The 22,472-nt window shown below is 71.6% G+C and carries 18 protein-coding genes; 8 read left to right on the forward strand and 10 right to left on the reverse strand.

Annotated elements, in window-relative coordinates; genetic code table 11:
• The first annotated feature begins 351 nt into the window (after positions 1 to 351).
• Together ACFYZ8_RS35760 and ACFYZ8_RS35765 are read left to right on the forward strand one after the other, a co-directional pair.
• A complete protein-coding gene (locus ACFYZ8_RS35760; protein WP_388539473.1) occupies positions 352 to 1,569 on the forward strand; it encodes an Ig-like domain-containing protein in 1,218 nt (405 codons plus the stop codon).
• A 177-nt stretch (positions 1,570 to 1,746) separates the two neighbouring features.
• Positions 1,747 to 2,493 carry a DUF6227 family protein gene (locus ACFYZ8_RS35765; protein ID WP_388539470.1) on the forward strand — a complete coding sequence of 249 codons (747 nt, stop codon included), beginning with the start codon at positions 1,747 to 1,749 and terminating at the stop codon, positions 2,491 to 2,493.
• A gap of 19 nt (positions 2,494 to 2,512) precedes the next feature.
• Here the strand turns inward: ACFYZ8_RS35765 and ACFYZ8_RS35770 are convergent, their stop codons facing one another.
• From ACFYZ8_RS35770 to ACFYZ8_RS35795, 6 genes are all read right to left on the reverse strand, one after another.
• Complete coding sequence (locus tag ACFYZ8_RS35770) at positions 2,513 to 2,767, reverse strand: hypothetical protein (protein ID WP_388539467.1); 255 nt, start codon at positions 2,765 to 2,767, stop codon at positions 2,513 to 2,515.
• A gap of 99 nt (positions 2,768 to 2,866) precedes the next feature.
• Positions 2,867 to 4,915, reverse strand: coding sequence for a fructose-specific PTS transporter subunit EIIC (locus ACFYZ8_RS35775; protein WP_359033044.1), 2,049 nt, complete (start codon positions 4,913 to 4,915; stop codon positions 2,867 to 2,869).
• Positions 4,916 to 4,960: 45 nt separating this feature from the next.
• On the reverse strand, positions 4,961 to 5,095 hold the full coding sequence (locus tag ACFYZ8_RS35780) for a hypothetical protein (RefSeq protein WP_388539464.1): 135 nt from the start codon (positions 5,093 to 5,095) through the stop codon (positions 4,961 to 4,963).
• On the reverse strand, positions 5,092 to 6,039 hold the full coding sequence (pfkB, locus tag ACFYZ8_RS35785) for a 1-phosphofructokinase (RefSeq protein WP_359033042.1): 948 nt from the start codon (positions 6,037 to 6,039) through the stop codon (positions 5,092 to 5,094). The genes ACFYZ8_RS35780 and pfkB overlap by 4 nt, the downstream gene beginning before the upstream one ends.
• Positions 6,036 to 6,797 (reverse strand): DeoR/GlpR family DNA-binding transcription regulator, encoded by a 762-nt coding sequence (locus ACFYZ8_RS35790; protein ID WP_359033040.1) that lies wholly within the window; start codon positions 6,795 to 6,797, stop codon positions 6,036 to 6,038. Before ACFYZ8_RS35790 ends, pfkB begins: the two co-directional genes overlap by 4 nt.
• Before the next feature lie 176 nt (positions 6,798 to 6,973).
• A complete protein-coding gene (locus tag ACFYZ8_RS35795; RefSeq protein ID WP_359033038.1) occupies positions 6,974 to 8,497 on the reverse strand; it encodes an MFS transporter in 1,524 nt (507 codons plus the stop codon).
• A gap of 62 nt (positions 8,498 to 8,559) precedes the next feature.
• Between ACFYZ8_RS35795 and ACFYZ8_RS35800 the strand changes: the two genes are divergently transcribed.
• Entirely contained in the window at positions 8,560 to 9,531 is a 972-nt protein-coding gene (locus ACFYZ8_RS35800) for a helix-turn-helix transcriptional regulator (RefSeq protein ID WP_388539461.1), read from the forward strand.
• 469 nt (positions 9,532 to 10,000) lie between these two features.
• Here ACFYZ8_RS35800 and ACFYZ8_RS35805 read toward each other — a convergent pair whose 3' ends face one another.
• Positions 10,001 to 10,999 carry an RNA polymerase sigma factor RpoD/SigA gene (locus tag ACFYZ8_RS35805; RefSeq protein WP_388539459.1) on the reverse strand — a complete coding sequence of 333 codons (999 nt, stop codon included), beginning with the start codon at positions 10,997 to 10,999 and terminating at the stop codon, positions 10,001 to 10,003.
• 193 nt (positions 11,000 to 11,192) lie between these two features.
• Between ACFYZ8_RS35805 and ACFYZ8_RS35810 the strand changes: the two genes are divergently transcribed.
• On the forward strand, positions 11,193 to 11,723 hold the full coding sequence (locus ACFYZ8_RS35810) for a GNAT family N-acetyltransferase (protein WP_388539456.1): 531 nt from the start codon (positions 11,193 to 11,195) through the stop codon (positions 11,721 to 11,723).
• A gap of 16 nt (positions 11,724 to 11,739) precedes the next feature.
• Here ACFYZ8_RS35810 and ACFYZ8_RS35815 read toward each other — a convergent pair whose 3' ends face one another.
• Positions 11,740 to 12,531, reverse strand: coding sequence for a dioxygenase (locus ACFYZ8_RS35815; RefSeq protein WP_388539453.1), 792 nt, complete (start codon positions 12,529 to 12,531; stop codon positions 11,740 to 11,742).
• 117 nt (positions 12,532 to 12,648) lie between these two features.
• On the opposite strand from ACFYZ8_RS35815, the gene ACFYZ8_RS35820 reads away from it, so the two are divergent.
• A complete protein-coding gene (locus ACFYZ8_RS35820; protein ID WP_359033028.1) occupies positions 12,649 to 13,158 on the forward strand; it encodes a MarR family transcriptional regulator in 510 nt (169 codons plus the stop codon).
• 106 nt (positions 13,159 to 13,264) lie between these two features.
• Here the strand turns inward: ACFYZ8_RS35820 and ACFYZ8_RS35825 are convergent, their stop codons facing one another.
• Positions 13,265 to 14,800, reverse strand: coding sequence for an MFS transporter (locus ACFYZ8_RS35825; RefSeq protein ID WP_388539450.1), 1,536 nt, complete (start codon positions 14,798 to 14,800; stop codon positions 13,265 to 13,267).
• A gap of 135 nt (positions 14,801 to 14,935) precedes the next feature.
• Positions 14,936 to 15,574: a TetR/AcrR family transcriptional regulator gene (locus tag ACFYZ8_RS35830; protein WP_359033024.1), complete on the reverse strand. Its 639-nt coding sequence runs from the start codon at positions 15,572 to 15,574 to the stop codon at positions 14,936 to 14,938.
• Positions 15,575 to 15,825: 251 nt separating this feature from the next.
• Between ACFYZ8_RS35830 and ACFYZ8_RS35835 the strand changes: the two genes are divergently transcribed.
• From ACFYZ8_RS35835 to ACFYZ8_RS35845, 3 genes are all read left to right on the forward strand, one after another.
• Positions 15,826 to 17,103 (forward strand): M6 family metalloprotease domain-containing protein, encoded by a 1,278-nt coding sequence (locus tag ACFYZ8_RS35835; RefSeq protein WP_388539447.1) that lies wholly within the window; start codon positions 15,826 to 15,828, stop codon positions 17,101 to 17,103.
• Between the two features lie 104 nt (positions 17,104 to 17,207).
• Entirely contained in the window at positions 17,208 to 18,797 is a 1,590-nt protein-coding gene (locus ACFYZ8_RS35840; protein WP_388539444.1) for a helix-turn-helix domain-containing protein, read from the forward strand.
• 193 nt (positions 18,798 to 18,990) lie between these two features.
• On the forward strand, positions 18,991 to 22,401 hold the full coding sequence (locus ACFYZ8_RS35845) for a S8 family serine peptidase (protein ID WP_388539441.1): 3,411 nt from the start codon (positions 18,991 to 18,993) through the stop codon (positions 22,399 to 22,401).
• The last annotated feature ends 71 nt before the right edge of the window (positions 22,402 to 22,472 follow it).

A 22,472-nucleotide genomic window follows, 5' to 3' on the forward strand; every position in this document is an offset into this window, starting at 1 on the left:
TCGGTCACTTGAGTAGTGCCCTGTAACGGACGCCGGCCGCTGCGGGCGGACACCCCCCACCCCGTCCCCTTCCCGCCGTACGCGGCCAACGGCCCACGGTGGCGCGCCAGGGGGAGAGAACGGTCCGTCCCGGCGCAGGCCAACTGCAACCCCCCAGGGGCGCGGGGAACTGCGCGACCAGCCACAACGCACCCGCACTCGCCCCACGACCGCACCCGGTACCCCCCTAGGCGCCCCGCCCAAGCCCAGCGCAGCTGACGTCGCCCTGGTGGGGAACCCGGGTGGGGACCGGGTCCCTCTTTCTCGTGGAGTGGGGCGGACTTCGTACATCACATGAATCTGGAGCAGCCCGTGACAACGCCGGACATAGCAGCGCGGCCCGCGCTGGGGGCCTGTGCCGTCCTGATGGTCGGTGCCCTCGGCCTCACCGCGTGCGGAGGCGACTCCGACGGAAAGAGTGAGGGCAAGGACCCCGCGACATCCTCCGCGGCGGAGATCGTGTTCTCGGCCAAGAACGGTTCGGCGGGTGCGTCGATCAACAAGACCGGTGTGAAGGTCAGCGACGGCACGCTGACCGGCGTGAAGATGACGGTCGCGGGGACCGGGCAGGACGTGCCGGGCTCGATGGCCGCCGGTGGGGGGAGTTGGAAGCCCAGGGAGCAGCTGGAGCGGGGGACGAAGTACGAGATCGACGCCACGGCGAAGGACTCGGACGGTAAGTCCGTGACCGCGAGGTCCGTGTTCACGACCGTGTCCAAGGCGAACAGCTTCGTCGGGACGTACACGCCGGACGACGGGGCGACGGTCGGTGTGGGGATGCCGGTGTCGTTCAGTTTCGACAAGGCGATCAATGACAAGAAGGCCGTGCAGTCGCACATCACCGTCAGCTCCAGCGGCGGGCAGCAGGTGGTGGGGCACTGGTTCGGGGCGCAGCGGCTGGACTTCCGGCCCCAGGAGTACTGGAAGGCCGGTTCCAAGGTCACGATGAAGATCGACCTGGACGGGGTCGAGGGGGCCAATGGCCTTACCGGTGTGCAGGAGAAGACCGTCAGCTTCACGGTCGGGCGCTCGCAGGTGTCCACCGTGGACGCCGACACGCAGACCATGAAGGTCGTGCGGGACGGGACGACCGTCAAGACCGTGCCGATCTCCACGGGGAGCCCCGAGTTCACGACGTACAACGGGCAGATGGTGATCTCCGAGAAGTACAAGAAGATCCGCATGGACAGCCGGACGGTCGCGCTGGCCAACGCGTACGACATTCCTGATGTTCCGGACGCCATGCGTTTGACGCGGTCGGGGACCTTCATCCACGGCAACTACTGGTACAACCAGGGGAATCCGCCCTTCGGGCGCACCGGCACCAGCCACGGCTGTGTCGGGCTGCGGGACGTCAAGGGCGGGCAGGCTGACACCCCGGCCAAGTGGTTCTACGACAACTCGCTGATCGGGGACGTGGTGATCGTGAAGAACTCCCCCGACAAGACCGTGGCGCCCGACAACGGGCTGAACGGCTGGAACATGTCGTGGAGCGAGTGGGTCGCGGGGAGCGCCACGGGTACCTCATGATCGCCACAATCCCCTTCTGATCAGGGGGTTTTGACGGATCGTCGAGCCGCGCGGGAACATCCTGCGCGGCCCGGGCGTTTTACGGGCGTACGTTTTCTCGGTTCCCGGACATGATGTCCGACCGAGGGGCTACGGTATGCACCCACAAGGTGACATGCAGCAACGCCGGGAGAAACCTTGAGCGTTCCGTACGAGACGGCAGCGTACGAACCACCCGAGTCGCCCGAGTCTCCGGAGGAGCACCTCGCGCGGCTCCTCGGTCGTGCCCTGAACTCCTTCGAGCTGCCCGACGAGACGATCCGGCGGCTGGACTGCGCGCTGGCGTACGACAGTTCGCTGCACTCCGCGCACCACAGCGCGGGGCTGCACCGGGAGACGTACCGGCACACCTGGCTGCTCGGCGACGGCTCGGCGCTCACTCTGTGGGAGATCGTCCACAACACCGCGCGGGACAGCGTCCCGCAGCACGAGGTGTACGTCGACGAGGAGGAGCTGCGGGCGGCGACCGCGCGGCTGCCGTTGCCGCCGGACACCCCGGACTTCGAGCTGCCGGTGACGGTGCAGCTCGAGCCCGTGCAGCCGCCGCGGCACGCCTACGTCCCGGACGACTCGGCGGACCACGCGCGCCGGCTGCTGCGCCGCGCGGAGAACGCGGACCGGCCGGGCCCGGAGACGGCCGCGCTGCTCGCTGAGGCGTTCGCGCACCAGATCACGCAGGCGTTCGGGCGCCCGTGCCGGGCGGGGCGCGCCGGGCTGGGCTTCTCGCTGTACGAGCACGCGTTCCTGCTGCGCGACGGCGCGGAGCTCTCCCTGTGGGAGGTCGAGCACACGGCGACGCCGGACGGGCGGCACATGTGCGAGGTGTACGTCACCGAGGACGCGGCCCGCGACGCGATGGAGCGGCGCGCGGCGCAACTGTCCTGACCCGGCCCGCGGTTCGGGCTCAGCGGCCGCCGCTGAGCTGTCGTACCAGACCCGCGAACGCGTCCTCCTCCGCCGGGGTCAGTTCGACCCGCTCATGGCCGGGGGCGGCCTGACGTGGGCGCGGGAGGGCGGGCAGACCGTGGGCGACGCGCCACACGACGGCCTCGTGGCGGCCGTGGCGCAGCATGTAGGCCAACCCCGCCGTCCAGGCGAAGACCACCAGGACGAGCAGGGTCACACCAAGCAACTGGTAGACGGAGACGTGCTCAGGCATGCGTTCCAGTAGACACCACGGTCCGGGACTTTGGTCCCGGACCGTGACGTATCTCGCAGGTGCCGTGAACACCTCACAGTCGCCCCAAAGGGGCAGGTGCTAGGCGGCGACGGGCTGCTTGGCCTCCGCCTTGGCGGTGGGGGTCGCGGTGGCCGTCGTGCCCGGTGCCGGCTTGCGCATGCTCTTGAGGACCACCACCAGCGCGGTCGTGACGCACACGCCCGCCGCGATGGCGATCAGGTAGAGGAACGGGCTGCCGATCAGCGGGACCACGAAGATGCCGCCGTGCGGGGCGCGCAGGGTGGCGCCGAAGGCCATCGACAGGGCGCCGGTGACCGCGCCGCCCGCCATCGAGGCCGGGATGACGCGCAGCGGGTCGGCCGCGGCGAACGGGATCGCGCCCTCGGAGATGAAGGAGGCGCCGAGGACCCAGGCGGCCTTGCCGTTCTCGCGCTCGGTCTGGGTGAAGAGCTTCTTGCGGACGGTGGTCGCGAGCGCCATGCCCAGCGGCGGGACCATGCCGGCGGCCATCACGGCGGCCATGACCTTCATCGCGGAGTCGCTGGGGTCCTGCACGGCGATTCCGGCGGTGGCGAAGGCGTAGGCGACCTTGTTGACCGGGCCGCCGAGGTCGAAGCACATCATCAGGCCGAGGAGGACGCCGAGCAGGATCGCGTTGGTGCCGGAGAGGCCGTTGAGCCAGTCCGTCATCCCCTTCTGGGCCTCGGCGATGGGCTTGCCGATCACGACGAACATCAGGAAGCCGACGATCAGCGAGGAGATCAGCGGGATCACCACCACCGGCATGATGCCGCGCAGCACCGGCGGGATCTTGATGCGCTGGATCGAGAGGACCACGGCGCCTGCCAGCAGACCGGCGACCAGTCCGCCGAGGAAGCCCGCGGCGATGTTGGAGGCGATCATTCCGCCGACGAAGCCGGGGACGAGACCGGGGCGGTCCGCCATGCCGTAGGCGATGTATCCGGCGAGGACCGGGATGAGGAAGCCGAAGGCGACCTGGCCGATCTGGAAGAGCAGGGCGCCCCAGCTGTCGATCTCGGTCCAGGAGAAGTGCTTCATGACCGAGGGGGCGCTCGCGATCTGCCAGCCGCCGATCGCGAAGCCGAGGGCGAGCAGCAGACCGCCCGCGGCGACGAACGGGACCATGTAACTCACGCCGGTCATCAGCCACTTGCGGAGCTTGGTGCCGTAGCTGTCGCCGGACTCGCCGGCCCGCTCGACCGGTGTTCCCGCTCCCCCGCCGGAGCCCGCCGTCACCTCACCGCGCTCGGCCTTCCCGCGCACCTCGGTGATGAGTTCGGCGGGCCGGTTGATGCCCGCCTTCACGCCGACGTCGACGGTGGGCTTGCCGGCGAAGCGGTCCTTGTCGCGCACGGGGACGTCGTGGGCGAAGATCACGCCGTCCGCCGCGGCGATGACCGCCGGGTCGAGCCGTTCGAAGCCGGCCGAGCCCTGTGTCTCGACGACGAGTTCGACGCCCGCCTCGCGGCCGGCGTTCTCCAGTGACTCGGCCGCCATGTAGGTGTGGGCGATACCGGTCGGGCAGGACGTGACGGCCACGATCCGGAAGGGGGTCTCGGGAGCGTCGGAAGTGGTGGGGGCCGTTGCGGCATCGGCGGAGGCCGCCGCCGATGCCGCAACGGAGTCTTCGGTGGTGCCCGCAGCGGCCTCGACGTCCGCCGGCGTCTCGTCGCCGCGGATCAGCGCCGCGGCGCCCTGCGGGCTCCCCGCGGCCCGCAGGGCGTCCGTGAACTCGGTGTTCATCAGCTGCCGCGCGAGCGAGGACAGGATCGTCAGGTGGGCGTCGTCCGCACCGGCCGGTGCGGCGATCAGGAAGATCAGGTCGGCGGGTCCGTCCGGCGCGCCGAAGTCGATCCCGGCGGCGCTGCGCCCGAAGGCGAGCGTCGGCTCGGTGACGTGTGCGCTGCGGCAGTGCGGGATGCCGATGCCGCCGTCGAGGCCGGTGGGCATCTGTGCCTCGCGGGCGGCCACGTCGGCGAGGAAGCCCTCCAGGTCGGTCACCCGGCCCAGGGCGACCATGCGCTCGGCGAGGGCACGGGCCGCCGCTTCCTTGGTGTCGGCGGACAGGTCGAGGTCGACCAGGTCCGCGGTGATCATGTCGCTCATCGCGGGCTCCTTCGCACGCGTATCGCCCGGGGGGCGGGGAGGGCGTCAGGGGTGGGGACCGGGGGTGGTGCGGTGGGGGTTCAGGGGGAGGAGGGCGGCGGCGCGGAGTAACAGCGCCGGTACGGCCGTGTCGACGGCGCGAGGGACCGCCGTACCGAAAGCCGCGGCCTGGCCGGTCATGACACCGGCTCCTTCAGCACCCGGTCCACCGGCACCTCGGCCGTGACCGTCACCGCGGCCGGGTCCAGGTCGTCCGGGGTCGGCATCACGCTGCCGGGCAGCTGGACGGCCGCCGCGCCGTGCGCGACCGCCGAGGCGAGGGCGTCCGGGCCGCTGCCGCCGGCGATCAGGAAGCCGGCCAGCGACGAGTCGCCGGCGCCGACATTGCTGCGTACGGCGTCCACGCGCGCGCTGCCGAACCAGGCGCCCGAGCCGTCCACGAGCAGCTGTCCGTCGGCGCCCAGGCTCGCGAGCACCGCCCGCGCACCCATCTCGCGCAGCTCCTCGGCGGCCTTCACCGCGTCACCGACCGTGGACAGGGGGCGGCCGACGGCCTCCGCGAGCTCCTCGGCGTTCGGCTTGACGACGTCGGGCCGTTCGCGCAGTGCCTCCAGGAGCGCGCGCCCCGAGGTGTCCAGTGCGATCCGAGCGCCACCGGCGTGCGCCCGCGCGACCACCTCGGCGTACCAGGAGGGCGCGAGCCCCCGGGGCAGGCTCCCGCAGCACGCGATCCAGGAGGCGTCGCGCGACTGCTCGCGCACGGTCTCCAGGAGGAGTTCCTGCTCCTCGGGAGTCAGTTCGGGACCCGGCGCGTTGATCTTCGTGAGCACCCCGTCGGACTCGGCGAGGGCGATGTTCGACCGGGTGGCTCCGGCGACCGGGACCGGCGCGACCTCGATGCCCTGCGCGTCGAGCAGGTCGGCGACGAGCGCTCCCGGCGCCCCGCCCAGGGGCAGCACCGCGACCGTGCGCCGGCCGGCGGCCGTGACGGCGCGCGAGACGTTGACGCCCTTGCCGCCGGGGTCCATGCGCTCACCGGTGGCGCGGATGACCTCGCCGCGCTCCAGGGACGGGACCTCGTACGTACGGTCCAGGGACGGGTTCGGGGTGACGGTGAGGATCATGTACGCGCTACTTCCGTGCCGCCGAGCTCGATGGCGGCGGTGTCTTCGGGGCTCAGCCCGCTGTCGGTGATCAGCAGGTCCACGTCGCTCAGGTCGCCGAAGCGGGCGAAGTGCTCCTGGCCGTGCTTGGCGGAGTCGGCGAGCAGCACCACGCGGCGGGCGGCGGCGATCGCCGCGCGCTTGACCGCGGCCTCGGCGAGGTCGGGGGTGGTCAGGCCGTGCTCGGCGGAGAAGCCGTTGGCCGCCACGAAGAGGACGTCGGCCCGGATCTCGCCGTAGGCCCTGAGCGCCCAGGCGTCGACGGCGGCGCGCGTACGGTGCCGTACCCGCCCTCCGACGAGGTGGAGCTGGATGCCGGGGTGGTCCGCGAGGCGGGCCGCGATCGGCAGGCTGTGCGTGACGACGGTGAGCGAGGCCTCCAGTGGGACGGCGGCGGCCAGGCGGGCCACGGTCGTGCCGGCGTCGAGGATCAGGGTGCCCTCGGTCGGCAGTTCGGCGAGGGCCGCTTTGGCGATGTGGTCCTTCTCGTCGGCCGCGGTCGTCTCGCGCTCGGCGAGGTCCGGCTCGAAGTCGAGGCGCCCGGCCGGGATGGCCCCGCCGTGCACCCGGCGCAGCAGCCCCGCGCGGTCGAGGGCCTTCAGATCGCGCCGGATGGTCTCGGCGGTGACCTGGAACTCCTCGGCCAGGGAGACGACGTCCACCCGCCCGCCGTCACGGGCGAGCCGGAGGATCTCCTGCTGCCGCTCCGGTGCGTACATGTCCGCTCGCCTCCGACTGATGCCCGAACGTGTGGTTTCAGTGGGAGGCTACGCCCGGATTTCCGGAAAGTAAACAGGTTCGGACGCCGTCCGGGCATGAACGGACTTCCGGTGGGGTCCGCGTACGACAACAGGGCCCGGTACCTCAGCAGGTACCGGGCCCCTCGTCTCGGGACTCAGACGAGCTCGGGCTCCTTCTCCTCCGCCGCGGGAAGCTCGGCGGCCCCCTCCAAATGCAGCGCCGGCCGCTTCGGCAGCGCGAACATCAGCAGGAAGATCACGCCCATCACGGCCGCGACCCACCCGAGCGCGTGCTGGAAGGCGTCCACGAAGGCCGGGCCGATCTGCTCCGGGCGCAGGGCGTCGCCGATGACCCCGAAGAAGACCACCGACACCAGCCCGAGTCCGAGCGCGTTGCCCATCTGCTGCACGGTGTTGATCAGTCCCGAGGCCGAACCGGCGTGCTCGCGCGGCACCTCCGACAGGACCGCGTCGGTGAGCGGCGCGACGATCAGGCCCATCCCGACACCCATCACGACCAGCGGCAACGCCATCTGCCACGAGCTGATCGCCATGCCGTACCGCTCGGCCTCCCACAGGTACAGCAGCACACCCACCACCATCAGCAGCGCGCCGGCCTGGAGCACCCCGCGGCCGAACCGCGGCACGAGCTTCTGCACCGAGAGCCCGGCGGCCGTGGAGACGGCGAGCGAGAACGGCACCCCGGTCAGCCCCGCCCGCAGCGGGCTCCAGCCGAGGCCGGTCTGCATGTACAGCGTCCACACCAGGAAGAAGATGCCGAGCCCGACCCCGAACACCGTCTGCACCGCGATCCCGGCCGCGAAGCTCTTCACCTTGAACAGGGACAGCTCCACCAGCGGCGACCCGTCCCGCTCGCCCTTGCGCTTCTCGTACGCCACCAGTGCCGCGAACACGAGGGGCGCGCCGGCCATCGACACGTATCCCCACACCGGCCAGTCCAGCTCCTCGCCGCGGGTCAGCGGGTAGAGCAGCATCAGCAGTCCGAGCACGACCATGGCCACGCCCACCAGGTCCAGCTTCAGGGCCCGCGGGGCCTTGGACTCGGTGATGAAACGGCTTCCGAGCACCAGCCCCATGATCCCGACCGGCAGGTTGATGAGGAAGATCGGCCGCCACTCGAGCCCGAAGAGGTTCCACTCGGTCAGCAGCGCCCCGAGCAGCGGACCGGAGACGGCTCCCAGGCCGACGACCGCTCCGAACAGCCCGAACACCTTGCCCCGCTCGTGCGCCGGGAAGGTCGCGTGCACGATCGACAGGACCTGCGGCACCATCATCGCCGCCATGCCGCCCTGGAGGATCCGGGCCGCGACCAGCATCTCCGGGTTCGCGGCGAAGCCGCACAGCGCCGAAGCGAGCGTGAAGCCGCCGATGCCGACCAGGAACAGCCGCTTGCGCCCGTGGATGTCACCGAGCCGTCCGCCGGTGATCAGTCCCGCGGCGAAGGCGAGGGCGTAACCGGCGGTGATCCACTGGATCTGGCTGACGGAGGCGCCGGCGTCCTGCCGGATGGACGGGATGGCGATGTTGACGATGGTGACGTCGACGAGGTCCATGAAGGCCGCGGTCATCACGATGGCGAGAGCGAACCAGCGACGCCGGTCGCCCGGGGCGGGCTGTGCGTCGAGGGCGCCCGGAAGGGTGGTCTCGGTGGAGGTCATGCCCTGAAGCTATGACCGCATTAGGTCAGATCGTGTCCTAGTGGTACGGCATTCTCGAACTCATGACGACAGACACCCCGGCACGGCTTCTGACGCTCCTCTCCCTCCTCCAGACGCCCCGCGAGTGGCCCGGCGGCGAACTCGCCGACCGCCTCGGGGTCTCCCGCCGCACGGTCCGGCGGGACATCGACCGGCTGCGCGAACTGGGCTATCCCGTCGAGGCGTCCAAGGGCTCCGACGGCGGCTACCGGCTCGTCGCGGGCAAGGCCCTGCCCCCGCTCGTCCTGGACGACGAGGAGGCGGTGGCCATCGCGGTCGGGCTGCGGGCGGGGGCGGGGCACGCGGTCGAGGGGGTGGACGAGGCGTCCGTACGGGCGCTGGCGAAACTGGAGCAGGTCCTGCCGTCCCGCCTCAGGCACCGGGTGTCCACCCTCCAGGCCGCGACGACTCCGCTGACCAGCGGGGACGGGGCGAGCATCCCGACCGAGACCCTGACCGTGATGGCGTCCACGGTGGCCGGCCACGAACGGCTCCGCTTCGCCTACCGCGCGAAGGACGGCGCCGAGTCCCGACGGGTCGTGGAGCCGTACCGCCTGGTCTCCACCGGGCGCCGCTGGTACCTCGTCGCCTACGACCTCGACCGCGCCGACTGGCGGACCTTCCGGGTCGACCGCGTGACCGACCCCTTCGCCACGGGGGCGCGGTTCGCACCGCGGGAGTTGCCGACGGGGAGTGCGGCGGAGTATCTGCGGCAGTCGATGTACCGCCGTCAGGAGACGTACGAGCTGGTGGTGACGTTCGAGGGCGCGGTGTCGGAGGTGGGGCCCCGGGTGCCGGGGTGGATGGGGGTGCCGGAGTCGCTGGGCGAGGGCCGGTGCCGGTTGCGGACGAGCGTCGGGGACCCGGTGGACTGGATGGCGGTGCGGCTGGCGATGACGGGGGTGGAGTTCCGGGTCCAGGAGCCGCCGGAACTCGTGGCGGCGGTGCGGGAGTTGGGGGGCCGGCTGATCCGCGCGTCGGGAGAAGTCGCCTGAGGGGGCGGGGAGTTCGGACGACGGGCGGCCGCGGCCGAGTGGGGGCGGGCCGCGCGGAACGCCCGCCCCCACCGCACCCGCACCCGCACCCGCACCCGCACCCGCACCCGCCCTGGAACCCCCGTTCGACCGCCGGAGGCGCCCCGTCGGTGTGACAGAATCTCCCCTTCGGTGGGTCACCCCGTGGTTCAGGTACGGGGTGACCCACCGTTCGGCTTTCCCGGGGCGAGAAAAAGAGCCGGACCCCGGCGCCCGGGGGGAGGGGCGCCGAGGTCCGGCTCGGGGAGAGTCCCGGCGCCGGGGGGGGATTGCGTCGGGACTTGGTTCAGGCGGGTCCGAAAGCATGGCCTCCGGGACTCGAACAGGTGGACCCTGAAGTCTTGTGCCCAGGGTCCGGCAGGTTAAAGCGGCCTAGTACAGCCATGTTCACGCGGTCTTTCGCCACCCGGCGTACGCGGGCACACCCCGCCTACGCCGCCGCGTCGAACCCGGTGGACCGGGCCAGCTTCTTCAGCTCCAGCAGGGCGTGCTTCTCGATCTGCCGGATCCGCTCGCGGGTGAGCCCGTGCTCCTTGCCCACCTCGGTCAGGGTGCGCTCGCGCCCGTCCTCGATGCCGTACCGCATCTTGATGATGGACGCGGTGCGCTGGTCGAGGCGGCCGATGAGGTCGTCGAGTTCCTCGCTGCGCAGCAGTGTCAGCACCGACTGCTCCGGCGAGACCGCCGACGTGTCCTCCAGGAGGTCGCCGAACTGGGTGTCGCCGTCGTCGTCCACCGCCATGTTCAGCGAGACCGGGTCGCGGGCCCAGTCCAGGACGTCGATCACGCGCTCCGGGTTGGAGCCGAGCTCGGCGGCGATCTCCGCGGGCTCCGGGTCGCGGCCGTGCTCGCGGTTGAACTCGCGCTGCACGCGGCGGATGCGGCCCAGCTCCTCCACCAGGTGGACGGGCAGCCGGATGGTGCGGGACTGGTCGGCGATGGAGCGGGTGATGGCCTGACGGATCCACCAGGTGGCGTACGTCGAGAACTTGAAGCCCTTGCGGTAGTCGAACTTCTCGACCGCGCGCACCAGGCCGGCGTTGCCCTCCTGGATCAGGTCGAGCAGGGGCAGTCCGCTGCGGGGGTAGCGGCGGGCCACGGCCACGACCAGGCGGAGGTTGGAGCGGATGAACACGTCCTTGGCGCGCTCACCCTCCTCCACCAGGGCCTCCAGCTCCTCGCGGGAGGCGTCGGCCTTGGCTTCCTCGAACCCGTCGAGGACCTGTCGGGCGAACACACCCGCCTCGATGATCTGGGACAGCTCGACTTCCTTGGCGGCGTCGAGCAGCGGCGTACGCGCGATCTCGTCGAGGTACATGCCGACCAGGTCGCGGTCGGCGATCTCGCCGCCATGGACGCGAACACTGCGTGCCGCGTCGGTAGACCCGCCGGTGGCGGACTTACGACGGGCGACGGCACGGGTTGCCATGCGTGCTCCCTTGCGATGTGGGGTCAGCGGGTGGTCCTTCGGACGCTGGGTCCCGGCTCCGGTTGCTTTCCGGACTCTCCTCGGGTGCCCTGCATCCGATGGAAACAACGACTGGAAACCGGACAGAATTCCCAAGCGGTGCCGCTATTTTTCTGATCTTGCAGTACCCTGTCCGGCCACATGGGGAGGTGCGATGCCGTCAGAACGTACAGAGGTGCAGGTCAGGCCGGGAGTCGAAGGTGACCTCGGGGCCCTCACCGACCTCTACAACCACTACGTTCGTGAGACGCCCATCACGTTCGACACCGCTGTCTTCACCCCGGAAGAGCGCCGCCCTTGGCTGCTCTCCCACCCTGAAGACGGCCCGTACCGCCTGATGGTTGCCACCGACACGGACTCGACAGGAACCTCACAGCGGATCCTCGGGTACGCCACGTCCAGCCCCTTCCGCGCGAAGCCCGCGTACGCGACCTCCGTGGAGGTCACCGTCTACGTCGCGCCGGACGCGGGCGGCCGGGGCGTCGGCACCCTCCTCTACAAGGCGCTCTTCGAGGCGCTGGCCGGCGAGGACCTGCACCGCGCCTACGCGGGCATCGCCCAGCCCAACGAAGCGTCCACGCGGCTGCATGAACGCTTCGGGTTCCGGCACGTCGGCACCTACCGGGAGGTGGGCCGGAAGTTCGGCCGCTACTGGGACGTGGCCTGGTACGAGAAGGAGCTGTAGGCCGGCGTGGGAAGGCTCAGCCGAACTGCACCGACCGCTTGGCCATCCCCAGCCAGAACCCGTCGATCACGGACTTCTGCGCGTCCAGCTCACCGCTCACGTCCGCCGCGCCCATGGTGACGAACAGCGGCGCGAAGTGCTCGGTGCGCGGATGGGCGTAGCGCCCGGCCGGGGCCTTGTTGAGGAAGTCCAGCAGGGAGTCCACGTCCCGTGCCTCAAGGGCCCGCCGGCCCCAGTCGTCGAACTCCGAGGACCAGGTGGGCACTCCGGGGCCGGTGTGGCGCAGGGCGGCGAGGTTGTGGGTGAAGAAGCCGGAGCCGACGATCAGGACGCCCTCGTCGCGCAGGGGGGCCAGCTTGCGGCCGATCTCCATGAGCTTGACGGGGTCGAGGGTCGGCATGGAGATCTGGAGGACGGGGATGTCGGCCTCGGGGAACATCTCGACGAGGGGGACGTAGGCGCCGTGGTCCAGTCCGCGGTCCGGGATGTCCTGCACGGGGGTGCCGGGGGCGCGCAGCAGCTTGCGTACGGACTCGGCGAGTTCGGGGGCGCCGGGGGCGTCGTACGTCACCTTGTAGTAGTGCTCGGGAAAGCCCCAGAAGTCGTAGACGAGCGGGACGGGCCGCACCGCGCCGAGGGCGAGGGGGGCCTCCTCCCAGTGGGCGGAGACCATGAGGATGGCCTTGGGGCGGGGCAGGTCCGCGGACCAGGCGGCGAGCTCACCGGGCCAGACCGGGTCGTCGGCGAGCGGCGGGGCGCCGTGACTCAGATAGAGGGCGGGCATGCGCTCCAGCGTGTCGGCGGACATTGCGGGGACTCCTCCGGTACTAGCGATGCATCGAATGCTTCAAATTTAAAGCTTCCAGGTATGACTGTACGCCTCATTTGTTTAAGCTTCAAGGAGAAAGCTCGTAGAGTGGGATACATGAACACGGCATCCGTCCCCGACCAGGAGCCCCAGTGGCTCGACGACGAAGAGCAGCGCATCTGGCGTTCCTATGTGCACGCCACGACCCTTCTCGAGGACCACCTCGACCGCCAGCTCCAGCGGGACGCCGGCATGCCGCACATCTACTACGGGCTCCTCGTCGGACTCGCCGAGGCCCCGGACCGGCGGCTGCGGATGACCGAGCTGGCCATGAAGGCGAAGATCACCCGGTCCCGGCTCTCGCACGCGATCGCCCGTCTGGAGCGCAACGGCTGGGTGCGCCGGGAGGACTGCCCGGACGACAAGCGCGGCCAGTTCGCGGTGCTCACGGACCCGGGCCTGGAGATGCTCCAGGGCGCCGCGCCGGGCCATGTGGGGGCCGTACGCAGGGCCGTCTTCGACCGGCTCACCCCGGAACAGCAGAAGTCCCTCGGCGAGATCATGCAGATCGTCGCCGAGGGACTCCAGCCGAACGAGGCGGGCGCGGATCTGCCCTGGCTCCGCTGAGCCGCTCGCTCAGGGGTGCCAGGGCAGTTCCTGGGGTGGTGCGTACGGGGCGTCCCCGTCCCCGTACGCACCAGGTTCTCGAAGGGGTACCGCGGGGCGGTCGCCGTCAGTGGGCGACGACCGGCACCGCCAGCTCCTCCTCGGCGCCCTCGGCGGCCACCGCGGTCGTGTCCGGACGGCCGGCGTTGACGAGGGTCACCACGATCGCCGCGGCGAGCACCAGCATGCCGACGGCGAACCAGATCGCGTTGGTGTAGCCGTGCACCTGGCCCTCCAGCGCCACCAGCTGCTGCTGCGACTTGGACGTGGCGGAGCCGATGTGGTCCTTGATGTACGAGGTCGTGGCCGACGCGGCGATCGTGTTCAGCAGGGCCGTACCGATCGCGCCGCCGACCTGCTGCGAGGTGTTGACCATCGCGGAGGCGACACCGGCGTCACGCGGCTCGACGCCCAGGGTGGCCAGGGACATGGCCGGCATGAACGCCGTACCCATGCCGAGGCCCAGCAGCAGCATGGCCGGCAGGATCGTCGAGGCGTACGACGAACCGATCTCCAGCTGGGTCATGAGGAGCATGCCGACCGCGGCGACCAGGAAGCCGGGGCCCATCAGCAGCCGCGCCGGGACGCGGGTCATCAGGCGGGCGCCGATCTGGGTCGAGCCGACCATCATGCCGACGATCATCGGCATGAAGGCGAAGCCGGTCTTGATCGGCGTGAAGCCCTTCACGATCTGCAGGTAGTAGGTCAGGAACAGGAAGGTGCCGAACATCGCGATGATCGCGATGCCGAGCGAGAGGTAGATCCCGCCGCGGTTGCGGTCGGTGATGACGCGCAGCGGCAGCAGCGGGGCCTTGGTCCTGGCCTCGGTGACGACGAAGGCGATCAGCAGGACGGCCGACGCGACGAACATGCCGACGGTCACGGAGTCGCCCCAGCCGTCGGACTCGGCGCGGGTGAAGCCGTAGACCAGCGCGACCAGGCCCAGGGTGGAAAGCAGCACGCCGGGAATGTCGAGCGGGTTGCGGTTGCGGCCGCCCTCGGGCTCACGGATGACGAAGTACGCGCCGAGCGCGGCGACGATCGCGAACGGGATGTTCACGAAGAAGGTCCAGCGCCAGTCCATGTACTCGGTCAGCACACCGCCGAGGATGAAGCCCACGGCGCCGCCGCCACCGGCGATCGCGCCGTAGATGCCGAAGGCCTTGGCGCGCTCCTTGGCGTCCGTGAACATCACGGCGAGCAGGGAGAGCGCGGCGGGCGCGAGCAGTGCGCCGAAGACGCCCTGGAGGGCGCGGGCGCCGAACATCATGCCGCCGCTGGTGGCGGCGCCGCCGAGCGCGGATGCCGCGGCGAAGCCGATCAGGCCGACGACGAAGGCGCGCTTGCGGCCCCACAGGTCGGCGATCCGGCCGCCGAAGAGCAGGAGTCCACCGAAGGCGAGGGCGTAGGCCGTGACGACCCACTGACGGTTGCCGTCGGTTATCCCCAGGTCGGCCTGGGCGGAGGGCAGGGCGATGTTCACGATGGTCGCGTCGAGGACGACCATCAGCTGGGCGAGCGCGATGAAGACGAGCGCTTTCCAGCGGTTGGCGTCACCGGACACGGCCGGTGCGCCGGGAGCCTTTGAGGCTGTTGCAGACATGGGGGTACCCACTTCGGGACTTCGGAACGGAAAAAAGATGTCGAAAGGGGACGGTCCGTCGTCGCTGACGGCCGGTCGAAAGTCGTTGTAGAGACTGTGCTCGCGCTCTGAACTAATCGGTCGGGTCGGATCGGATCAGGCCTGGCGGAGGTCCTCCATGGTCAGGGCCGCACCCGGCAGCTCGGAGCGGGCCGGGGCCCGCAGTCCGTCCAGGAACAGCTGGAGCATGCGGTGCACGAACCCGTCGAGGGTGAGGCAGCCGGTGCCGGCCGGGGGCCGGCTCAGCTGGGCCACGGCGACCATCAGGTCACCGACGCTCACGTCCGCGCGGAGCTGACCGGCCGCCCTGGCCCGGTCCATGAGCCGCTCGACGAGCTGCTCGATGCGTTCGCGTGCGGCCACCAGGTCGGGGTGGTGCTGGTCGAAGGCGCCCTGGATCATCGGGCACAGCGCGGTGACCCGCTCGTCGGCGGACGCGTGCACGAAGCGCTCCAGGGCGCCGAAGGCGTCCCCGGTCTCCGCGAGCGCGAGCTCGGCCGCCTCGGACGTCCGGTCCATGACGGAGCAGACGACCTCACGGACGAGCGCGTCGCGGTCGGGGAAGTTGCGGTACACCGTGGCGTTGCCCACGCCGGCCCGGCGGGCGATCTCGTCGAGCGGCACGTCGGGGCCGAACTCGGTGAACATCTCGCTGGCGGCGGTGACGATCCGCTCGCGGTTGCGCAGGGCGTCGGCGCGGGGCGCCTTGCGCTGCACGGAGAGAGCGGTCTGCACGGTGTACTCCTCGGTCTGTTGGCGGGTGATCCGGGGACTCAGTCCCCGTTTCGCTCGGACACAGGTCTAAACGGGGAGACGCTCCCCGGTTATTTCGGGTTGAGGAGAAATTATGTTGTGACCTGAGTCACAGGCTTTTCGATACCCACGTTCGGTCTCCTCCAGCGCGCGAGCACCCCTCCCCCGGCACAGGGTGATCGGAGAGGTGCAGCCTTCCGACCAGCGGCTGCCGCGCTCCGGAGGGTGCTCGCATGCCGTGGACCAGACGTCGCATACGCCCGCGCCGTATCGCCGCCCTCGCGTCCGTGACCGCGCTGACCCTCACGCTCAGCACCTCGGCGGGCACCGAGCGCCTCACCCCCGGCGCCACGACCGCCGGCCCCGTCGCCCTGGCCCGCTCCGGCACCCACGGTCCCTGCCTGATCAGCGGCGGCCCGGCCGTCCAGATGTCCGAGGGCCTGCCCACCCCCGGCGGCTACTCCCGCTCCACCGGCACCGTCCACGCCCTCACCCTGATGGTCGACTTCTCCGACGCGCCCGGCTCCGGCCCCGCCCTCGACCGCTTCCGCGAGTTCTTCCCGCAGACCCAGGACTGGTTCCGCACCAGCTCCTACGGCCGTCTCGACTACCGCCCCGAGACCCCGATCACCGACTGGCTGCGCATGCCGAAGTCGTTCCGCGCCTACGGCATAGAGCGCGGCGCCCCCTTCGACCCGGGCTACCGCCGGCTGGTCCAGGACATCGTGGCCGCCGCCGACCCCAGGGTGGACTTCCGGTCGTACGACTTCCTGAACGTCCTGGTGACCCCGAACGCCGGCCCCTCCGCCCTCGACACGGTCCTGTCGGTGAGCTTCGCCGGCAACACCGACGCCCCGGTCGCCGACGGCGTCCCCGTCGCCAACGCCTCCTTCGTGTACTCCCGCCAGGACGACGGCTCCGGCTCCTTCCCGCAGACCGGGTACCGGGTGCTGCCCCACGAGAACGGCCATGTCTTCGGCCTGCCCGACCTCTACACCCAGGACGGCGGGGGCGCGGTCGGCCACTGGGACATCATGAGCGAGGACTGGGGCGCCAACAACGACCTCCTCGGCTGGCACAAGTGGAAGCTGGGCTGGCTGGACGCGACGCAGGTCAACTGCGTGACGGCACCCGGGACTTCGGAGTACACCCTGACCCCGCTGGCCCGGCCGGGCCCCGGCACCAAGCTCCTCTTCGTGCCCCTCGGCAGCCGCACCGGCTACGCGGTCGAACTCCGCACCCGCGAGGGCAACGACGAGACGGTGTGCCGGCCGGGCGTCCTCGTCTACCGGGTCGACGCGGACGTGGACACCGGGCGCGGCCCGGTGCGGGTGTACGACTCGCGGCCCGACAGCGGGGGCTGCACCCGGAGCCCCAACGTCCACGCGGAACTCTCGGACGCGCCGTTCACGGCCGGGGAGGAGTTCCGGGACGCGGGCCGGGGCGTCCGGGTCCGGGTGGTGGGGGCGGACGGGGAGGGCCGTTACCGGGTGTGGATCACGCGGGGGTAGAGCGGGGTGAGTGGGGCAGGCCGGCTCCGTGGAGGCCGGTGTCGCGCCGGAGTTGCCTTGGCGGATTACCGTAGGCGTGCCGCGACCGCCGTACCGGAGAACCGATGCCCGCTGAGATCACCACCGCCCCGCCGCCGGTACCGGAGTCCGTCGTGCCGGCCGAGGCGGTCGCTCCGCTGATCCGGGGGGTCAGGGTGCTGCGGGAGCTGACCGAGGCGGGCGGGACGCTGAGCCTGAGCGGCCTGGAGCGGGCGACGGGCCTGGCGCGTTCCACGGTCGACCGCATCACCTCCACGCTGGCCCGCATGGGATACGTCCGGCTGGACGGCCGGGACGCGGTGGCGACCCCCCGGCTCATGGAACTCGGCAACGCCTATCTCGCCGCCCTGCGCCTGCCCGCCCTGCTGTCCCGGCGGGCCGACGCCCTCGCCGACGAACTGGACGAGTCGGTCTCGCTGGCGGTCGCCGACCGCGACGGCATCCGCTTCATCCACCAGGCCACCCGCCGCCGCGCGATGTCCCTCAGCTTCCGCATCGGCGACCTGCTCCCCGCCGAACGCACCGCGCCGGGACCGCTGTTCGCGTCCGAGTGGACGGACGGCGACTGGCGGGTGTGGCGCGAACGCCGGGCGGCGGACCCGGAGAACCGGGGCTTCTCGGCCGTACCCCCTCGGCGGCTCCCCTTCCCGGACGCGGAGTTCGAGCGAAAGGCGGCACAGGCGGGCCGGGACGGCTACGCGCTGGACGACCAGCTGATCGAGCCGGGCCTGGTGGCGGTCTCCGTCCCCGTGCGGGACCCGCGCACCGCCCGGATCGCCTGCGTCGCGAACGTCGTGAGCCACACCAGCCGCCACTCGGCGGCGGACCTGCGCGAGACCCTGCTGCCGCGACTGCGGGCGACGGTGGCCGAGATGGAACGCGAGCTGGCGTCCGCCCCGGAGCCGGCCCCGGGGCCGCCCCCCACGGACCTCGCCTCCTGGATCGGCGCGTCCAAGACCGAACTGGGCCGCGACTTCGTCGAGTCCCTGGCCCGGGGTCTCACCGTGCTGACGGCGTTCGGGGAGGGCCGGGCCGCGCTCACCCTGACGGACGTGGCGCGGGCGACCGGCCTCGCCCGGGCGACGGCCCGCCGGGCCCTGATCACCTACGAACACCTGGGCCTGGTCCGCCAGCAGCCGGAGTCCCGGACCTTCACCCTGACCCCGAGGGTGCTGTCCCTGGGCTTCCCGCCCCTGTCCCGCACCTCCCTCCCCCGCATCGCCACCCCGCACCTGAGGGACCTGTCGGCGCGGGTGGGCGAGTCGACGGCACTGGCGGTCCTGGTGTCCTCGGGACCGAGCGCGGAGATCCAGTACACGGCACGGGCGATGTCCCCGCAGATCATGAGCGTGGACATCAGGGTGGGCACCCGGCTGCCGGCCGCGGCGACCTCCCTGGGCCGGGTCCTGCTGTCGGACACCGAGGGGTACGCCCTGCTCGACGAGGACTGGGAGGACGGCCTGCGCACCCTCGCGGTGCCCCTGCGCGACCGTACGGGCCGGGTGGTCGCCGCCGTGAACGTGGCCCTGCACGCGGCGGGCCGCACGCCCGGGGAATGCGTCGACGAACTCCTCCCCGAACTGCGCCTGACGGCGAGCCGCATCGAGACGGAACTCCGGGCGGCGGGCCACTTCACGAAGGTCGCGCTTCTCTGAGCCCGTCCTTCTGAGCCCGTCCTTCTGACCCCGTCCTTCTGACCCCGCGGCGTTCCTTTCCCTTTTTTCAGTGCCCGTGACGGGCTACTGACCAATTCCCCGCGCCCCGAGACTCGGTTCCGGCCGTCGGCACTCCCCCTCGTCGACGTGCCCAGGAACCCTCCACCGACCCACGGGGAAGCGAGACCTCACCTTGCTGAACAAGCACAGCCGGACCGGCAGAAGCGCCGCGTACGGGATACCGGCGCTGCTGGCGGTCGCCGGGCTCACCGCCACCGCCGCCGTCACCCCCGCCGCCGCCGACGTGTCCGCCACGGCACCGGGCACCGCGCTCCGGGCCACCGCCCATGTGACGCTGCTGACCGGTGACACCGTCGGCGTCGACAGCCGGCGCCGGCTCACCGGCGTCCGGCCGGGCAGGGGCCGCGGCGGCATCGGCTACTCGGTGCGCAGCTTCAACGGCCACACCTACGTCATCCCCCGGGACGCGGCCCGGCTGCTGGCCCGCGGGAAGCTGGACCGCCGCCTCTTCGACGTCACGGAACTGGTCGAGGACAAGTACGACGACGCCCATCGCACGCGGCTGCCGCTGATCGTCGCCTACAAGGGCAGCGCCGGGACCCGGGCCGCCGCCCGGAGCACCCTCGCGGCCGACACCGACTCGGTGCTGGACCTGCCCGCCGTCCACGGTGAGGCAGTCACCGCCGACAAGCCGGACACCGCCAAGGTGTGGCAGGCCCTGACCGAACCCGCGGACCGGGGCAGCACCGTGACGACCGCACCCGGCATCGACCACGTCTGGCTGGACGGACGGGTCCGTACGACGGCGGAGACCGCGGCCGGTGCCCCCGCAGGCGGTACCCCCGACCCCAAGGGCGGGGTCACGCAGATCGGCGCCCCCTCCGCCTGGAAGGCCGGTTACGACGGCAAGGGCGTGAAGGTCGCCGTCCTGGACACCGGTGTCGACGCCACCCACCCCGACCTCAAGGGCCGGATCCTCACGTCGAAGGACTTCTCCGATTCCGGCTCCACCGACGACAAGGTGGGCCACGGCACCCACGTCGCCTCCACCCTCGTCGGCTCGGGAGCGCAGAGCGACGGCAAGTACAAGGGGGTGGCGCCGGGCGCGCGACTCCTCGTCGGCAAGGTCCTCGACGACACCGGCGCCGGAGCGGACTCGGCGATCATCGCCGGGATGCAGTGGGCCGTGGCCCAGGGCGCCAAGATCGTCAGCATGAGCCTGGGCTCCACCGACGCCACCGGGACGGACCCGATGGAGAAGGCCGTGAACGACCTGTCGGCCTCCTCGCACGCCCTCTTCGTGATCGCCGCGGGCAACGAGGGACCGTCCGGCACGACCGTCGACTCCCCGGGCTCGGCCGCCTCCGCACTGACCGTCGCCGCCGTGGACGGCGACGACCGGCTCGCCTCCTTCTCCAGCCGCGGCCCGACCGCGGACGGCACCCTGAAGCCGGACATCGCCGCACCCGGCGTCGACACCGTCGCCGCGGCGGCCGTCCACGGCACCCTCGGCGAGGAGGTCGCCCCCGGGTACGTGACGATGTCGGGCACCTCCATGGCCACCCCGCACACCGCGGGCGCCGCCGCGATCCTCGCCCAGGAACACCCCGGCTGGACCGGTGACCGCATCAAGGCCGCGCTGACCGCCTCCGCGAAGCCGCTGACCGGCACCACCGCCTACGAGACCGGCGCGGGCCGCGTCGACCTGACCCGGGCGACCGGCACCGAGGTCACCACCGAGCCGTCCTCCGCCGACTTCGGCACGGCCGCCTGGCCGCACACCGACGACAAGCCGGTCAGCCGCACGCTCACCTACCGCAACGCGGGCACCGAGCCCGTCACCCTGGACCTGACCACCGCCGCCACAGGGCCCGGCGGCAAGAGCGCCCCCACCGGCATGTTCACCGTCTCCCCGGCCCGGCTCACCGTCCCGGCCGGCGGCACCGCACAGGCCACGGCCACCGCCGACCCCCGCCTCGGCGGCTCCGACGGTGCCTACTCGGGCGCGGTCACCGCGAGCGGCGGCGGGCAGAGCACGCGCACCGCCCTGGGCGTGGTCCGGGCGGGAGAGTCGTACAGGCTGAAGCTGACGGTCACCCGCCGCGACGGCAAGCGCGACGAGACGCCCGATGTCACGGTGGCGAACCTGGACACCGGCAGGCAGTACACACCCTTCGACGACGGCAGGAACCACCCCGACGGCACGGCCACCGTGCGGCTGCCCAAGGGGCACTACGTGATCGACGCCCAGAGCATCGACGACACCGGACGCGAGGCCGTGATGGTGGCGCCGCGCCTGGTGCTCGACCACGACACCTCGCTCGCCCTCGACGGCCGCAGGACCAGGCCGGTGAAGGTCACCGCCCCCGACCGCGGTGCGAAGCTGCGCGACGCACAGGTCCTCTTCGCGGCCCGTGGCGCCAAGCCGACCTACGACTACGCCGGCGGAACCACCGTCGACAGCACCACCTACCTCGGCCAGATCGGCTCCGGCGCCCCGGCCGGGTCCTTCGTCGCCCAGCTCGGCGGGATCTGGCAGCGCACGGCCACCTCACCGGCGTACGACCTGGTCAGCACCCGCAAGGGCGGCTACTTCAACGGGCTGACCCGCACGTTCGCCTCCACGAAGGGCATGGCCAAGGTGACCGCCTCGGTCGCCACCGCCCTGTCCCGGGCCGAGACCGCTCCCCAGGCGGACTGGTCCTACGCCGGCTGGCCGCAGCTCGGCCGGGCCTCCCTCGGCGTGACGGGCGAGCTGCGGGCGGCGCCGACCGCGTCGCTCACGCAGTACCTGAGCGCCGACCGCGGCCTGGACTGGTACCTGGGTGCCCGGGTGGCGAACGGCATGCACAACGAGGACGCGGTCTCCGCGCTCACCGCCCGCCGCTTCGCACCGGACCGCGCCTACCGGGTCACCTTCAACGGCGGTGTCGGCGGACCGGCCGTCGGGGCGGGCATCGGCGGCACGCGGACCGGCGGCTACTACAACGTGTGCGTGCCGATGTTCGCGGACGGCGCGGGGAACTTCGGCTACTTCCCCAGGACCACGATCACCACCAGGCTGACCACCGGCTCCCGCGTCATCGGCTCCTTCACCGAGGACACCTGCCCGCAGGTCTACGGACGGCTGCTCGCCCAGAAGACCCGCTACCGGCTGTCCGTCAGCGCCGACCGCGGCTCGGACGTCAAGGTCAGCGACCGGGTCGACGCGGTGTGGACCTTCGTCTCCGGCGACGCGGGCGACAGCAAGGCCGTCGCGTTTCCGCTCTCCGTGGTCCGCTTCCACCCGAAGCTGAGCCTGACCGGCACCGCGAAGGCGGGCGCCCGCCTCACCGTGCCGCTGTCCCTCCAGGGCCCGGCCGCGGCCAAGGGGCACCTGAAGTCTCTGACCGTGAGCGTGTCGTACGACGGCGGCCGCACCTGGAGGTCGGCGGCCGTGCACCAGGACCGCACCGGCAAGCGGTACCTGGCCCTCACCCACCCGGGGAAGGCCGGCACGGTCACCCTCCGGTCGTCCCTGACCGACACGGACGGCAACACCTACACCGGCACCATCCACAACGCGTACCGCACGGTGCGCTGACCTCACTGTCCGACAAATGGGCCGGAATTGCCTCGGAGAGGAGGAGAAACGTACCTTGGGCGCCCGTTCGA

Origin of the sequence: Streptomyces sp. NPDC001668 (assembly GCF_042893155.1) — a bacterium.
Lineage (GTDB): Bacteria > Actinomycetota > Actinomycetes > Streptomycetales > Streptomycetaceae > Streptomyces.